This is a genomic window from Enterobacter sp. TMH.L2 (genome assembly GCF_050847315.1).
Lineage (GTDB): Bacteria > Pseudomonadota > Gammaproteobacteria > Enterobacterales > Enterobacteriaceae > Cedecea.
In genome coordinates this window covers 3,919,735-3,935,590 of sequence record NZ_CP193791.1, presented here as the reverse complement: position 1 = coordinate 3,935,590, position 15,856 = coordinate 3,919,735, and the positions used below count along the sequence as shown (strand labels likewise).

Sequence of the window (15,856 nt, the reverse complement as noted above, 5' to 3'; positions counted from 1 at the left end):
GCCGCAAAGCGGATTATTTAGAGAATTCGTCAAAGTGAATTACATCGAACTTTGGTATGGCAGAATGTTAGTACGCAGCATCTGCGGAATACCCAGGCCATAGTTGGAACTCAGGCCACGTAACTCGATGTTAAAGCCGATTACGTTATCGTATTTACTCATGTTATTTTCCCACCCGTTGATCTTACGCTCGACGCCAACACGAATGGCATAACAGCAAGAGCTGTACTGCACGGCGAACATAGAGTCAGCGGACTGTCGGGCATTGGTATCGTAGTAGTAGGCCCCGACAACGGACCAGCGATCCACGATTGGCCAACTGGCGACCATACCGACCTGCGAGATCCCTTCTTTATACTGATCGGCGGTTGAATATGCTGGCAGCGTAGCCTGAATATACTCCGGGCTGGCATAACGATAGGTCAACTGTGCCATACGATCGGCATCGCGACGGTACTCAATGGCGCCGCTGCCGTTCGCTACGCTACCCAGGCGAGCATCATACTGTACCCCGCCGCGCAGGCCCCAGCGATCTGTCATACGCCAGTAGGTGTCACCGGCCCAGACCATGGAGCCCGTTTTCTTATCTTTCTCCCAGTTAATGTTGTCATCCCCGGTACGGGACTGGGTGAAATAGTAGATTTGACCCGCGGATACGTTAAAACGTTCAACAGATGCGTCATCATAAACCCGGGAAGTTAAGCCCGTCGTGACCTGGTTTGCGGAAGCAATGCGGTCCAGGCCACCATAGGTGCGGTCGCGGAACAGGCCGCTGTAGTCAGACTGCAGCAGAGATGAGTCGTAGTTGTTGATAGCACTTTGGTTGCGATACGGCACGTACAGGTACTGAGCGCGTGGCTCAAGCGTCTGTGTCCAGCCGGCAACGGAGTCCATATCACGGTCAAAGATCAGCTTGCCGTCCATTTTAAACTGCGGCAGCGTGCGGTTGACGGTGTTTTCTAATGTGCTGTTGGCGTTAATCTTCTGCTTATATTCATCAAGATTACCTTGCTGATAGTGAGTCATCATCAGCTTGGCTTCGGTGTTCAGGCTTGCCCAGCCGTTGGAGACAGGCAGGTTGATCACCGGTTCAAGGTGCAGACGCGTTGCATCAGGCATGTTGTCATTCACGTTAGTGAATTTCACCGCCTGGCCATAAATTCGGGTATCAAACGGGCCCACGTCGTTCTGGTAGAAGTTGACGTCCAACTGCGGCTCTGCGCGGTAGGAGCTTGTGCCTGCGCCCAACTGGTTGGCAAAGACCTGGAATTGTTTAGCGGACAGCGTCGCGTCAAAGTTCTGATTAGCGTAGCCGACGCTGAATTTTTGCGTAGCGTAGCCGTCGGTACTGTTACCGTAGGGGGAGCTAAAGTCGTTGAAATAGCGTGAGTCGCTAACCTTGGTGTAATCGACGTTGAAGCGCCACACCTGGTCCATGATCCCGCTGTGGGTCCAGTAAAACAGCCAGCGGCGATCTTTTTCGCCCGGCGCAACGCCCGTCTCGTTTTTGTATTCGTCATCCGACGGGAGATAGTCAAACTCCATCAAGCCTGAACCTGCCTGGGTCAGGTAGCGGAATTCGTTCTGCCACTGGATACCGCCACGCTTATCAATATAGTGAGGCGTGATAGTGGCATCGAAGTTTGGCGCAATGTTCCAGTAATAGGGCAGCGCGAACTCAATGCCGCTGTTGGTGCTGTATTTAGCGCTGGGGATCAGGAAGCCCGAACGGCGTTTATCGCCAATAGGCAGCTGCAGGTAAGGGCTGTAGAACACCGGTACCGGGCCCAGTTTAAAGCGGGCGTTCCAAATCTCCGCCACTTCTTCCTGCCTGTCCTGAATCACTTCAGTACCAACCACGCTCCAGGTGTTGGAGCCCGGCAGGCAGGAGGTGAACGTCCCGTTTTCGAGAATTGTGTAGCGGTTGTCGCCGCGCTGTTTCATGAGGTCTGCAGTACCGCGACCCTGGCGGCCAACCATCTGGTAATTACCGTCCCAGACGTTAGTATCTTTGGTGTTTAAATTTGACCAGGCTTTAGGACCTTTCAGGATGACCTGATTGTCGTCGTAATGCACATTACCTAAGGCATCTACGGTGCGGACGGGATCCGTTTGACCTTCGACCAGCTTCTGGTGAAGCTGAACTTCGTCTGACTGCAGGCGGCTGTTGCCCTGCTGAACGTCAACATTCCCGGTAAAAACGGCATTGTCCGGGTAGTCACCTTTGGCGTGATCGGCCTGGATTGTTACCGGCTGGCTATTGCCGTCGTCCTTAACCAATGGACGATTGTAGCTTGGGATACCCAGCATACACTGCGAGGCAAGGTCGGCAGCCATACCTTGTTGGCTATAAAGGGCTGAACCAATCAGTGTGGCCAGCAAGGTGGGAATACGTTTTTTCATACGTGTTATTTGTTGTTCCGTCATCAGGGTATAGCGAAGGCAAACGGTCAGAGACTAACGTACTCATCACCACAGCGCTAGTGTTAATCCAGCCCATTAGCAGTATGCCGTTAGGCAGCGCTATCAATGGCGGGTATGATAAAGCAAATTCTAGACGACAGCATGATGATTTGGGGAGTATATGCAGTATTGGGGAAAAGTACTCGGTGTTGCTTTGGGGTTAATCTCAGGCGGCGGCTTTTGGGGTGTGGTGATAGGTTTTCTTATCGGCCATATGTTTGATAAGGCACGCAGCCGTCGCGGGGCCTGGTTTGCTAACCAACAGCAGCGTCAGGCGATCTTTTTTTCTACCACTTTTGAAGTGATGGGGCACCTCACCAAATCGAAAGGTCGGGTAACGGAAGCTGATATTCAAATAGCGTCTTTATTGATGGACCGAATGCAGCTTCATGGTGAGGCGCGCGCCGCCGCTCAGCGAGCATTTCGCGCGGGGAAAGAAAATAACTATCCGCTCAGAGAAAAGATGGGGCAGATGCGAAGCGTCTGTTTTGGCCGCTCTGACTTAATTCGGATGTTTCTGGAAATACAAATCCAGGCTGCGTTTGCGGATGGCTCGCTGCACCCAAATGAGCGTCAGGTGCTGTATGTGATTGCCGAAGAACTGGGGATCTCGCGTGCCCAGTTCGACCAGTTCTTGCGCATGATGGAAGGCGGCCAGCAGTTCGGTGGTGGCCAGTACCAATACCAGCAATCGCAAGGCGGCTTCGCGCAGCAACAAAGAGGCCCGACGCTGGAAGATGCCTGCAAGGTGCTTGGGGTAAAAAGCAGCGATGAGCCAACGGTTATCAAGCGCGCGTACCGTAAGTTAATGAGTGAGCACCATCCTGACAAGCTGGTGGCAAAAGGCCTGCCGCCGGAAATGATGCAGATGGCGAAGCAAAAGGCCCAGGAGATTCAGGGCGCTTACGATCTGATTAAAACCGCAAAAGGGTTTAAGTAGAAAAAGGCCTCTCAGTTGAGAGGCCTTTTTTAGAAGTCCGCCGGCGCTTTAAACGTCATTGGCGTACCGTAGCTCGGGTGCGTGATGGTGAGCATCTCGGCATGGAGCTGAAGACGCGGCGCCATGGCAAGCGCTTCTGGCGTCGCGTAGAAGCGGTCCCCGAGAATCGGGTGCCCCAGCGCCTGCATATGCACACGAAGCTGGTGCGAACGCCCGGTAATCGGCATGAGCTGTACACGAGCGGTATTATCCGCCGCGTATTCCAGCACCTGATATCCAGTCTGCGCAGATTTCCCTGTCTCGTAGCATACCTTCTGCTTTGGTCTGTTAGGCCAGTCGCAAATCAGCGGTAGATCCACCAAACCTTCTTCCGGCTGTGGATGTCCCCAAACGCGAGCCACATACTGCTTTTTCGGCTCGCGTTCACGGAACTGGCGCTTTAGCTCGCGCTCTGCCGCTTTGGTCAGCGCCACCACGATCACGCCGCTTGTTGCCATATCAAGTCGATGGACCGATTCCGCCAGCGGAAAGTCGCGCTGAATGCGCGTCATCACGCTGTCTTTGTGCTCGTCAAGACGTCCCGGAACGGACAGCAGGCCGCTGGGCTTGTTAACCACCATGATGTGCTCATCCTGGTACAGGATAACCAGCCAGGGATCGAGAGGCGGATTGTAGGGTTCCATCAGCATTTACTCTGCATCCTTCAAGCTGCAGCCGCGTTGGCTGCTCTCACTTATCCCAGTCACTGACTTTAGTCAGCTCCTGGGAATTCTCTCTTTTGCCGCCTTGCTGCAACTCGAATGATTTGAGTAAAGCGACGCATATTTACTGGTGCGTCACAACGATCAAACGCAGGGCATCAAGACGCCAGTTAGCCTGGCTCAGCGCTTCCATCACCTGCTGGCGATTGGTTTCGATAGCTGCAAGCTCGTCGTCACGAATGTTTGGGTTAACGGCTTTCAACGCTTCCAGACGGGACAGCTCAGCGCTCAGCTTCTCATCGGCTTCTTCACGAGCTGCGTCGATCAGCGCCTGTGCCGCATCGGCAACTTTTTCTTCCGCCACCTGCAGAATAGCGTGCACGTCGGACTGCACCGCATTCACCAGTTTGCTGCCGGTATGGCGGTTAACCGCGCTGAGCTGGCGGTTGAAGCTTTCAAACTCCACCTGCGCCGCGAGGTTGGTGCCGTTCTTATCCACCAGCATGCGCACCGGCGTCGGCGGCAGGAAGCGATTGAGCTGCAGCTGTTTAGGCGCTTTGGCCTCAACAACGTAAACCAGCTCCAGCAGCAGCGTACCCACCGGCAGCGCTTTGTTTTTCAGCAGAGACAGGGCACAGCTACCGGTATCGCCTGACAGGATCAAATCCAGGCCGTTGCGGATGATCGGGTGTTCCCAGGTCACAAACTGCGCGTCTTCGCGGGACAAGGCGACGTCACGCTCGAAGGTGATTGTGCAGCCGTCTTCCGGCAGGCCCGGGAAGTCAGGGACCAGCATATGGTCGGACGGAGTAATGACGACCATGTTGTCGCCGCGATCGTCCTGGTTAATGCCGACGATATCAAACAGGTTCATGGCAAAGCTAACGAGGTTAGTGTCGTTATCTTGCTCGGAAATGGCTTCTGCCAGCGCCTGCGCTTTTTCACCGCCGTTGGAATGAATTTCCAGCAGACGGTCGCGGCCCTGCTCAAGCTGCTGCTTCAGGGCATCGTGCTGCTCGCGGCACTGCTTGATCAGCGCGTCAAAGCCTTCGGTATTTTCCGGTGCCGCGAGATATTCGATCAACTGCGGATAGACGTTGTCATAAATGGTGCGGCCGGTCGGGCAGGTGTGTTCGAAGGCATCCAGGCCAGCATGGTACCAGTCCACCAGGACCGACTGAGCGGTTTTTTCCAGGTACGGAACGTGGATCTGGATGTCGTGCGCCTGGCCAATACGGTCGAGACGGCCAATACGCTGCTCCAGCAGGTCCGGGTTAAACGGCAGGTCAAACATCACCAGCTGACTGGCGAACTGGAAGTTACGGCCTTCTGAGCCAATCTCTGAGCACAGCAGGACCTGAGCGCCGGTATCTTCTTCCGCAAACCAGGCTGCAGCGCGGTCTCGTTCGATGATGGACATGCCTTCATGGAAGACGGCTGCGCGGATGCCTTCGCGCTCACGCAGAACCTGCTCAAGCTGGAGTGCCGTCGCGGCCTTGGCGCAGATCACCAGCACTTTCTGCGAACGGTGGCTGGTCAGGTAGCCCATCAGCCATTCAACGCGTGGGTCGAAGTTCCACCAGGTGCCGGTGTCGCCTTCGAACTCCTGATAAATCTGCTCCGGATACAGCATATCCCGGGCGCGATCCTCCACGGACTTACGCGCGGCCATAATACCGGAGACTTTAATCGCCGTCTGGTACTGGGTTGGCAGCGGCAGGCGAATGGTGTGCAGTTCGCGTTTCGGGAAACCTTTCACGCCGTTACGGGTGTTACGGAACAGCACGCGGCTGGTGCCGTGTCTGTCCATCAGCATGGAAACCAACTCCTGGCGCGCGGCTTCACTGCCTTCGCGATCGCTGTTGGCGGTTTGCAGCAGTGGCTCGATATCCTGCTCGCCAATCAGCTCACCCATGGTATTCAGCTGCTCATCGGTCAAGCGATCTCCTGCCAGCAGCAAGGCGACGGCGTCTGCAACCGGGCGGTAATTCTGCTGCTCGTCGACGAACATGGCGAAATCATGGAAGCGATTTGGGTCCAGCAGGCGTAAGCGCGCGAAGTGGCTTTCCATGCCCAGCTGTTCAGGCGTGGCGGTCAGCAACAGGACGCCAGGAACATGTTCGGCCAGCTGTTCAATGGCCTGGTATTCACGGCTGGGCGCATCTTCGCTCCACACCAGATGGTGAGCTTCATCGACAACCAGCAGATCCCACTCCGCTTCACAGAGGTTTTCCAGGCGCTGTTTATTGCGGCGCACGAAGTCCAGCGAGCAAATGACCAATTGTTCGGTGTCAAACGGGTTGCTGCTGTCGTGCTGGGCTTCCGCGTAACGTTCATCGTCAAACAGCGCGAAGCGCAGGTTAAAGCGGCGCAGCATTTCGACCAGCCACTGATGCTGCAGTGTTTCCGGCACCACAATCAGCACGCGCTCGGCGCTACCGGCCAGCAGTTGCTGGTGGATGATCATCCCGGCTTCAATGGTTTTACCCAGGCCAACCTCATCCGCGAGCAATACGCGCGGCGCATGGCGGCGGCCAACATCATGAGCGATGTTTAGCTGGTGAGGGATCAGGCTGGTGCGCATCCCGCGCAGGCCGCTCCAAATCTGGCGCGACTGTTCGCTCTGATATTTGCGGGCGCGGAAACGCAGCGCAAAGCGGTCCATACGGTCGATTTGCCCGGCAAACAGGCGATCCTGTGGTTTGCTGAAGACCAATTTGCTGTCGAGAAACACTTCGCGCAGCAGGACGTCAGACTCTTCGGTATCGAGACGGGTGCCGAGGTAGGCGAGTAAACCCTTTTCTTCCTTAACTTCATCAACTTTCAGCTGCCAGCCTTCATGGCTGGTAATCACATCGCCTGGGTTAAACATCACGCGGGTGATCGGGGAGTCATTTCTGGCGTACAGACGATTTTCACCCGTTGCCGGGAAGAGCAGGGTAACCATACGCGCATCCAGCGCCACCACGGTTCCCAGTCCCAGTTCGCTTTCGGTATCGCTGATCCAACGTTGACCAAGTGTAAAAGGCATAAGTTTTCGGCTCTATTTCAGTGACTTAAATTTGCAGGCAATAGCATGGCAACCGCGCACAGGCGGCGCAGTTGTTTAAAATTGGGTCTAAGGATTCGAAGAAAGGGCGCTATGGTACTGGATGGCAACGGATTCGTCACGCACTCGTCATGCTTCAAATTACGGCGGCGCTGGCTGCGCGCTCTTAGCGCCTCGCCGTAAGCTGAGTTATGTAGAGGGTTTTTAAAATAGCCCCATCTGCCCCGTCATCAGTGTAGCAAAGTCGTCCTCAAGGAAGGGCAAAATCCCCTCGGCGACGGGCTGCAGCTGGCGAGTCAGGTAGTGGTCATAATCCAGCGGAGATTGCTGATAATCAACCGGCTCCGGGCCGCTCAGGGTCATGACATATTTTATCGTGCCGCGATTCTGGTATTGCGCCGGCCTGCCCAGACGTTGGTTATGTTCATCGGCAAGCCTGGCCGCACGAACGTGAGGCGGCACGTTTTTCTGGTACTCGCTTAACGGGCGACGCAGGCGTTTGCGATAGATCAGCTGTGAATCCAGCTCGCCCGACATCAGGCTGGCAATGGTCTCACGGATGTAGTCCTGATAGGGCTCGCCGCGGAAAATTCGCCAATAGAGCGTTTGCTGGAACTGTTGGGCGAGGGGCGTCCAGTCGGTGCGCACTGTTTCAAGCCCTTTAAATACCATGCGCTGTTCGTCGCCCTCCTGAATAAGCCCGGCGTAGCGCTTTTTGCTGCCCTGGTCCGTTCCCCGGATGGTGGGCATCAGGAAGCGGCAGAAGTGCGTTTCGTACTCCAGCTCCAGGGCGCATTCCAGGCTCTGCGTCGTTTTCAGGTGTTCGCGCCACCAGCCGTTTACGTGTTCAACCAGCTTCCTGCCAATTTGTGCGGCGTCCTTTTCGCTGCGGGCCTGTTTCAGCCAGACAAAGGTTGAATCCGTATCGCCGTAGATAACGTCATAGCCCTGGGATTCAATCAGCGCTTTTGTCTGGCGCATGATCTCGTGACCGCGCATGGTGATCGACGAAGCAAGGCGGGGATCGAAAAAGCGACAGGCACTGGTACCCAGCACGCCGTAAAAAGCATTCATGATGATCTTGAGCGCCTGGGAGAGCGGCTTGTTGCCGTGGCGTTTTGCCTCGTCCCGGCCATGCCAGATCTGGCTCACGATCTCGGGCAGGCAGTGTTTGTCGCGGGAGAACCAGCCGCCAATAAACCCTTCAACGGAGTGCGTCACGTCCGGCTGGGCTGTACCTTCGACGAGGCCGACCGGATCGATTAAGAAGGTACGGATAATCGACGGATACAGGCTTTTATAATCGAGCACCAGCACCGAGTCATAGAGTCCAGGACTGGAATCCATCACATAGCCGCCGGGGCTTGCCTGCGGCGGAACCTCGCCCAGATTGGGGGCGACATAGCCTGCACGATGCATACGCGGGAAATAAAGGTGGCTGAAAGCCGCTACCGAGCCGCCGTGTTTATCCAGCGGGAGCCCGTTGACCGTCGCCCGCTCCAGCAGGAAAGGCATCAGCTCAGTCTTGTGGAAAATACGCGTGACCAGCTCGCAGTCTTTGAGGTTATAGGTAGCCAGCGCGGGTTTGTCTTCGGCAAAGCGGCGGTCGATCTCATCCATACGATCCCAGGGATTATCAATCGACTTCCCTTCACCCAGAAGTTCACGGGAGACCGCTTCCAGCGAAAACGAAGAGAAATTCCAGAACGCCGATTTTAGCGCTTCGATGCCGTCGATAATCACCCGGCCCGCAAGCTGGGCAAAGAAAACGCCCTGCTTAAAGCCGTGCTCACGCCATTCTAGCAGGCTGTTACCCCTGCCCAGACGGAGCGGAACCTGGTAGCGTTCGGCCATTTTTTGCAGCACGCGCAGGTCAAACTGCACGACGTTCCAGCCGATCAGGACGTCGGGATCGTGCTCGGCAAACCAGCTATTCAGCTTCTCCAGCAGCAAAGGGCGGCTGGCGACATATTCCAGCGTAAAGTCCTGGCCCGCAGCATCGCCGTTTTCAGGCCCCAGCATATAGACGTGGCGCTGCCCGCAGCCTTCCAGGCCGATGCAGTACAGCTCGCCGTGTCGATTCGTTTCGATATCCAGCGAGACCCATTTCAACGGCGGGCGGTATTCCGGGGCGGGCTTCAGGCGGGTATCCAGCAGCACTTCGCCCTGAGGATGGCCGCTAAACCAGACCGGCGCGGTAATAAAGCGTTCCATCAGGAAGCGCTCCGGGGGGCGAATATCCGCCTCATAGACCGTCACGCCGCCGTCGCGGAGCAGTTTCTCCAGCCGCATTAACTGGCGGTGCTGCTGGCAATACAGGCCCGCCACCGGCTGGTGATGGAAGTCTTTGAGTTCAAGCGGCGTAAGGCGGAATTGGTTTTCACCGGCTAGCAAACGCTGCGCCTGGGCTAACTGCGCCTGGGGAATAAAAGCGACGGATTCCTGCGGCGGCAGGCGCACCTTAAGCGGGCCATCGTCCGTGGCCAGCCAGAAATCGACTTCGGTACCGCGCGGGGTGTCTCGCCAGTGCCTGGTCAGCAGAAACCCCTGACGAGCTTGAGACACGCTGCATTCTCTCTCAGGAAAAGTGTTTCGATTATAGCGCAAACAACCGTTACTTACTGCATTTATATACAGTGTTGTTGGCCGGGTGTGCGAATTGTCCGGAACTTTACCGTCTATTCTTTATTCATAGAAATGAGACCTTGACGCCTGTCACGTTAATTCTGGAGAATCGCCCGCTCGCTCATCGACGGAAAGCCTATGGAAGCCTTACTGGAACACTTTATTACACAGTCAGTTGCATATTCGCTTATCGCGGTGATGCTGGTGGCCTTTTTTGAGTCGCTGGCGCTGGTCGGACTGATCCTGCCGGGCACGGTAATGATGGCCGGACTGGGGGCGCTGATCGGCAGTGGCCAGGTGAATTTCTATTATGCCTGGGGCGCCGGGATCGTCGGCTGTCTGCTGGGGGACTGGATCTCGTTCTGGCTTGGGCAGCGTTTCAAAGGGCCGCTGCACCGCTGGTCATTTATGAAGAAGAATAAAGCTCTGCTGGATAAAACCGAACACGCGCTGCATCAGCACAGCATGTTTACGATCCTGGTGGGGCGCTTTGTTGGCCCTACGCGCCCGCTGGTGCCGATGGTTGCTGGGATGCTGGATTTACCGCTGGCGAAGTTTTTGCTGCCGAATATCATCGGCTGCCTGCTCTGGCCGCCGCTCTATTTTCTGCCGGGGATCCTTGCCGGAGCGGCCATAGATATTCCTGCGGACATGAAAAGCGCCAGCTTCAAGTGGCTGCTTTTGGCGGTGGCTTTACTGCTTTGGCTGGCTGCATGGCTGTGCTGGCGTTGGTATCGCAGCGGTAAGCGTGGCTCAGATCGCCTGGCCAGCTATCTATCGCAGGCCCGACTAAACTGGCTGGCTCCGTTGATGCTGGTGGCGGGCATTGGCAGTTTTGCCGCCTTGCTGCAGCATCCCTTGATGCCGGTTTACTGGGATATCCTGCGGAAGGTGCTGTCGCACTAACTACCGATCCCTAACAGTGCGGAGGCGCTTGCCTCGCCGCTGAGCAACCTGCCCGTTTCGCCGTCCCATGCAATGCGCCCGTCTTTTATCACGATGCTACGGCTGGCGATGCGGGCGGCATCTTCAATACTGTGGGAGACCATCAGCAGCGCCAGCCGTTGCTCCCGGCACAGCTCGTCGAGCAGCTGTAGCATCTCTTTGCGCAGTGCCGGATCGAGCGCTGAGAAAGGTTCGTCCAGCAGTAAAACGGGCTGCTGACGAACCAGGCAGCGGGCCAGGGCGACGCGCTGCCGCTGTCCGCCGGAAAGCTGAGACGGCAGACGGTCCAGCATGTCAGTTAACCCCACGCGTTCCGTTATTTCCTGCAACCGCAGCTTCTGGGCTTCATCAAGTTTCATTCCCGGATGCATGCCCAGGGCGATATTTTGCCGGACGGTCAAATGGCTAAACAGATTATTTTCCTGGAAAAGCATGGAAACCGGGCGAGCTGAAGGCGGTGTCCGGGTGTGATCCACGCCGTCGATGACGATGCTGCCGCTGGCAGGCGCCAGGAACCCGGCGACCAGGCTCAGTAACGTACTTTTCCCCGCCCCGCTTGGCCCCAGGATGGCGATTCGTTCCCCCGCCGCAACCTTCAGGGAAAAGCGCATGGGTAAGTGCTGATACAGCCAGGTTACATCAGTCAGAGTTAGCATCTTGCCCCGGAAGTTTTTCAATCAAGGTAAACAGCAGAAAACAAAGCAGCAGCAGGAGCAGCGCTGTGACTGCGCCGTCCTGGCTGCGGTAAGAGCCGATCTGCTGATACAGCCAGAAGGGCAGCGTGCGGAAATCTTCATTACCGAACAGCGCCACCACGCCGAAATCGCCAATCGACAGGACGCAGGCAAAGGCCAGCGCCTGGGCTATTGGGCGTTTCAGCGCTTTTAACTCAATAAATCGCAGGCGATTAAAGCCGCTGATATCCAGCGACTGGCAAAGCTGAGAGTAGCGTTCCGCCACGTCTCGCATGGGGTTTTCGAGCACCTTTAAAGCGTAAGGAATCGCCATCAGCGCATTGGTAAAAATAACAATGCCGTCGGCGGATTGCGGCAGGCCCACGGTATTGTTTAGCAGCAAGAAGAAGCCGGTGGCGAGGACGATGCCCGGCATCGCCAGAATCAACATACCGCTAAGTTCAATGGCCTGCCCGGCGAAGCGTTGGTTACGCAGCCGAAGTTCACGCGAACTCCAAAGCAGCATCAGCGTCAGCGTCACGCTGACAAGCCCGGCGGCAATGGCAATTCTCAGTGAAGTCCAGAGCGCGTTCCAGAGCGCTGGCTGCCGCAGCACGCTGCCCATGCTGCCGTTAATCCCATCGACCATCACCGCTAGCAGCGGTGGGAGAAGCAGCAGCAGGGCGAGCACAATAAGCAGGCCATCACTAAGTTTTCGGCGCAGAGAATCCTGTGGATCGCGCCAGCCCTGAAGCTGGCTGACGCCGACGGGAATCGCCTTGCTTAACTTCTGACTCAATAACACCAGGCCAAGGCAGCACGCCATTTGCAGCAGAGCCAGCAATGCCGCTTTGGCGGGATCGTAGTCGTAGCTTAATGCCTGAAAAATGGCCAGCTCGATGGTGGTTGCCTGCGGGCCGCCGCCCAGAGAAAGCACGGTGGCGAAGCTGGCGAAGCAAAGCATAAAAATCAGGGCGCCAACCGGGAGTAGCTGGCGGCGCAGCCAGGGCCACTCGACGAAACGGAAGAAATGCCAGCCCTGCATCCCCAGCTGTGCCGCCAGCTGACGCTGTTCCGAAGGGATATTGTTCAGCGCCTGCAGCAGAAGACGAGTCGCCATCGGCATATTAAAGAAGACGTGCGCCAGCAGAATGCCCTGCAGGCCATAAGGGGAAAAGTGCCATTCAACGTCCAGCCAGCCGCAGAGCGTGGCCAGCCAGCCTTCTCGCCCATAAACGGAAAGAATACCAAAAACGGCGACCAGCACAGGTAGCACCAGCGTCATGGCGCACAGCCTCAGCAGCGCCAGTCGGCCAGGAAAGCGGCGGCGGTAGAGCGCGCGGGCTAAAAAGATGGCCGGGAAAACGGAAAGTGCGGCGGAAAGAAAGGCCTGCCAGAAGGAAAAGCGCAGGACGTGCCAAAGATAGTCGTCCCGCAATATGGCAAAGACATCCGTCTGCGGAGCGTTAAGCCACAGCGCCAGAAAAGCCGCCAGGGCTACCGCCACGACCAGCGTTGCGGCAAAGAGCCCTGGATACAGCCAGCCTGGTATTAGCGGCTGACGGCGCGTTGCCATTCATTGATCCATTCTGCGCGCTGGGTGGCCACCTGCTGAGGGAGAAATTCCAGCGTGGTTTGCGGCTTCACCAGGCTGTCGAAGCCCGCAGGTAATGCCACGTTGGTCACCGGATACATCCAGTTGCCGGTAGCAATGGTGTTCTGGAAACCTGACGTGGTGATGAATTTGATAAATTTCTCGGCGAGTTCAGGCTGCTTGCTGTTCGCCAGCCGGCCTGCAATTTCAACCTGCAGGTAATGTCCTTCGCTAAAGTCCGCGGCGGCGTAGTTGTCTTTCTTCTCTTCGATGATGTGGTAGGCCGGGGAGGTGGTGTAGCTCAGTACCAGGTCGGCTTCCCCTTTCAGGAACAAGCCGTAAGCTTCGCTCCAGCCTTTGGTGACGGTGACGGTTTTTTTCGCCAGCTTTTGCCAGGCTTCCGGGGCTTTGTCGCCGTACACTTTTTGCATCCACAGCAGCAGGCCAAGCCCTGGAGTGCTGGTGCGCGGATCTTCGTAAATGACCTTCCATTTTTGATCGCTTTCAACCAGCTCTTTCAGGCTTTTTGGCGGGGTTTTTAGCTTGTTCTTGTCGTATACAAAAGCAAAGTAGCCGTAATCGTAAGGCACGAAGGTGCTGTTCTTCCAGCCGCCTGGCACCTGAAGGACGCCGCTTTCAATATTAGAAGGCGCAAACAGTTTGGTTTGCGTGGCGGCCTCTACCAGGTTGTTGTCCAGCCCCAGCACGACATCCGCTTTGCTGTTCTTGCCTTCCATGCGCACGCGGTTCAGCAGAGAAACGCCGTCTTCCAGTGCCACAAATTTCAGCTCGCAGTTACAGTCGGCCTCAAAGGCTTTTTTCACCGCCGGGCCAGGGCCCCAGTCGGCGGCGAACGAGTCGTAGGTGTAAACGGTTAATACAGGTTTAGCGAAAACGGGCATGGCGGCCAGCGCCAGCAGCGGCAGAAATTTTTTGAACACTTTGCACCTCAGTAAAAGGGGGCAAAGGAATTGAGTTGAGTGTCTCAAATCCCTTCGCCGGCGTTATCCGGATCAGGTTCGACGGGTATTATCTCAGCGCGGACAAACTGTCCTGGCACCCCGTTGAGCAGGGAGGATTCTACTGATTTCCTTTGGGTTACGGAAGTCATGTTACGAAAGCGTTATGGGCCCGGTGGGGCAAACCAGGCTGATTTGAAATCAAACCAGCCTAGCGTGTTCATCCTCACCCCACGCATACTGCGCTGGCCTTCAATGCGCAACCAGTGGTGAATCAATGGGATAACGTCATTGCGCTCCAGCATTTGCTTGCACCACTCAGGCAGGGCCAGCGTTTTGCTGTGCCAGCGACGGGCATCGCCCTGCCAGTCGCCAGGGATGCATTTTTGAATCAGCGGGACTTCGTAAAGCTGGGCAAACAGAGAGTATTCCAGCGGCATGGTGAAGTTCACGCTGTTCAGCCAGATGTCGCTTTCGGCCTCGCCCTGATGCCACTCAGCATAGTCTATCTCCTGCACAACCAGCTTCACGCCCTGCTCTGCCAGTAATTCGGTCATGATGCTACTGATCACCCGGTGCTCTACGTGGTCGCGGTAGTAGGTGAGCGTTATGCTCTCCAGGCCGGCAGGTTTAGGGAGCAACGGCCCGGGCCTCGAATGGTGCCAGCGGGGGAGCAAACCATAAGCCGGGAACCAGTACTGCTGATACTGCTCTGTAGCGCGGTAGATAAGGTTAACCGGGGAGAGAATATGCCCAATCCACTGGCGCACGCTTTCGTCAACGCCAAGGCTGGATCGGCTGTCGAACAGCAGATAGTAGCAACCTTCTTCCGGGCGGCTTTCCACGGCTTTTTCGCTGTCCGGCATGCCCTGGAGCTGCACGCCGCAGCTGGACTCCTCGCCAACTTCCGGTAGTACCCAAAAGTTGACCTCGTCAATGAGTGCCCGGAAGCCAAAGTAATCATCAAAGGCGTGGATCTTCAGCTGGTTGCGGTTGTTCCGAGCCACGGAATAGGGGCCCGTGCCGATGGGCTGGCTGGCGAAATTTGTCATCGTTGTCCATTCGCGCGGCAGGATCATGGCGTTCACGCTGCCCAACAGCCACGGCAGCCAGTCATCCGGCTGACTAAGGTGGATATCCAGTGTCCAGATAGTCGGCGAGGTGATTTGCGTGATATGGGTAAAAAGCGGCAGGGCGTTGATGCGCTGCAGGGAAGAGATGATATCGAGCATGTCCAGCTCGCGACCGTGATGGAAATGGATGCCTGGGCGCAGGAAGAAGCGCCAGCGTAAAGGGGAAATTTGCTGCCAGTGGTGAGCAATGTCCGCTTCGAGTTCCCCATTTTCCTCATTTATTCGCGTCAGGCCGCTAAAAATCTGGCGGGCGATGTGGGTTTCGGAGCGCCTAAGCGCCGAGCCGGGCAGCAGATTTAGCAGCGGGCGATAGTAAAGGACACGCAGAATGTGTCGACCCTGGCGAAAGCTGCGGCCAAGATGAGAAATCAGCATCTGGCGGACAGCGGCTTTGTCGCCGACGATTTGAACCAGCTGATCGATGCGATCCTGCTCCAGCAGATCTTCCGCCCGCTGCTGCTGAAGCGCCAGCCCGGTATAGAGGAAAGTGAGCTGCGAGCGCTTGCCTCGTCCGGCTTCCGCCTGCCAGCTTAGCCAGCCCTTTTCCTGCATCGCATTAAGCAGCGTACGCATATGGCGGCGGGAACAGCTCAGCAAATCTGCTAAATCATTCAGCGTGGTTTCCTGAGGTTTGCCTTCGCAGCATTGCCACAGGCGGATGAATTGTTGTTGCAGGCGTGACGAAGACATAAAAGAGGAACTCCTGGCGGAAACTCATCAATTTAACTCTCCCTATATTACGTCAATAATGATTCCCGATGAAGCGAGGAGGT

The 15,856-nt window shown here is 56.4% G+C and carries 10 protein-coding genes and 1 riboswitch; of the genes, 2 read left to right on the top strand and 8 right to left on the bottom strand.

Going from position 1 to position 15,856, the window contains the following annotated elements:
• Window positions 1–39: 39 nt before the first annotated feature.
• Window positions 40–2,403 (bottom strand): LPS-assembly protein LptD, encoded by a 2,364-nt coding sequence (lptD, locus tag ACREYP_RS18815; RefSeq protein WP_498881023.1) that lies wholly within the window; start codon window positions 2,401–2,403, stop codon window positions 40–42.
• A gap of 181 nt (window positions 2,404–2,584) precedes the next feature.
• Between lptD and djlA the strand changes: the two genes are divergently transcribed.
• Window positions 2,585–3,403, top strand: coding sequence for a co-chaperone DjlA (gene djlA / locus ACREYP_RS18810; RefSeq protein WP_008461730.1), 819 nt, complete (start codon window positions 2,585–2,587; stop codon window positions 3,401–3,403).
• A gap of 29 nt (window positions 3,404–3,432) precedes the next feature.
• On the opposite strand, the gene rluA is transcribed toward djlA, so the two are convergent.
• The 3 genes from rluA to polB form a co-directional block, all read right to left on the bottom strand.
• Window positions 3,433–4,092 (bottom strand): bifunctional tRNA pseudouridine(32) synthase/23S rRNA pseudouridine(746) synthase RluA, encoded by a 660-nt coding sequence (rluA, locus tag ACREYP_RS18805; protein WP_008461732.1) that lies wholly within the window; start codon window positions 4,090–4,092, stop codon window positions 3,433–3,435.
• Between the two features lie 136 nt (window positions 4,093–4,228).
• A complete protein-coding gene (gene rapA, locus ACREYP_RS18800) occupies window positions 4,229–7,135 on the bottom strand; it encodes an RNA polymerase-associated protein RapA (protein WP_498881022.1) in 2,907 nt (968 codons plus the stop codon).
• Window positions 7,136–7,357: 222 nt separating this feature from the next.
• On the bottom strand, window positions 7,358–9,718 hold the full coding sequence (gene polB / locus ACREYP_RS18795; protein WP_336818408.1) for a DNA polymerase II: 2,361 nt from the start codon (window positions 9,716–9,718) through the stop codon (window positions 7,358–7,360).
• Between the two features lie 198 nt (window positions 9,719–9,916).
• Here polB and ACREYP_RS18790 point away from each other — a divergent pair, with 198 nt between their 5' ends.
• A complete protein-coding gene (locus ACREYP_RS18790; protein WP_336818409.1) occupies window positions 9,917–10,684 on the top strand; it encodes a DedA family protein in 768 nt (255 codons plus the stop codon).
• Here ACREYP_RS18790 and thiQ read toward each other — a convergent pair.
• The 4 genes from thiQ to sgrR all read right to left on the bottom strand — a co-directional run bounded on the left by thiQ (window position 10,681) and on the right by sgrR (window position 15,773).
• A complete protein-coding gene (gene thiQ / locus ACREYP_RS18785; protein ID WP_498881021.1) occupies window positions 10,681–11,379 on the bottom strand; it encodes a thiamine ABC transporter ATP-binding protein ThiQ in 699 nt (232 codons plus the stop codon). The genes ACREYP_RS18790 and thiQ overlap by 4 nt on opposite strands.
• Entirely contained in the window at window positions 11,363–12,973 is a 1,611-nt protein-coding gene (gene thiP, locus ACREYP_RS18780) for a thiamine/thiamine pyrophosphate ABC transporter permease ThiP (protein WP_336818411.1), read from the bottom strand. The genes thiQ and thiP overlap by 17 nt, the downstream gene beginning before the upstream one ends.
• Window positions 12,949–13,932 carry a thiamine ABC transporter substrate binding subunit gene (gene thiB, locus ACREYP_RS18775; RefSeq protein ID WP_336818412.1) on the bottom strand — a complete coding sequence of 328 codons (984 nt, stop codon included), beginning with the start codon at window positions 13,930–13,932 and terminating at the stop codon, window positions 12,949–12,951. Before thiB ends, thiP begins: the two co-directional genes overlap by 25 nt.
• Before the next feature lie 31 nt (window positions 13,933–13,963).
• A riboswitch (TPP riboswitch) is annotated at window positions 13,964–14,065 on the bottom strand.
• Between the two features lie 49 nt (window positions 14,066–14,114).
• Window positions 14,115–15,773, bottom strand: a complete 1,659-nt coding sequence (gene sgrR, locus ACREYP_RS18770; RefSeq protein WP_336818413.1) for an HTH-type transcriptional regulator SgrR — start codon at window positions 15,771–15,773, stop codon at window positions 14,115–14,117.
• Window positions 15,774–15,856 lie beyond the last annotated feature (83 nt).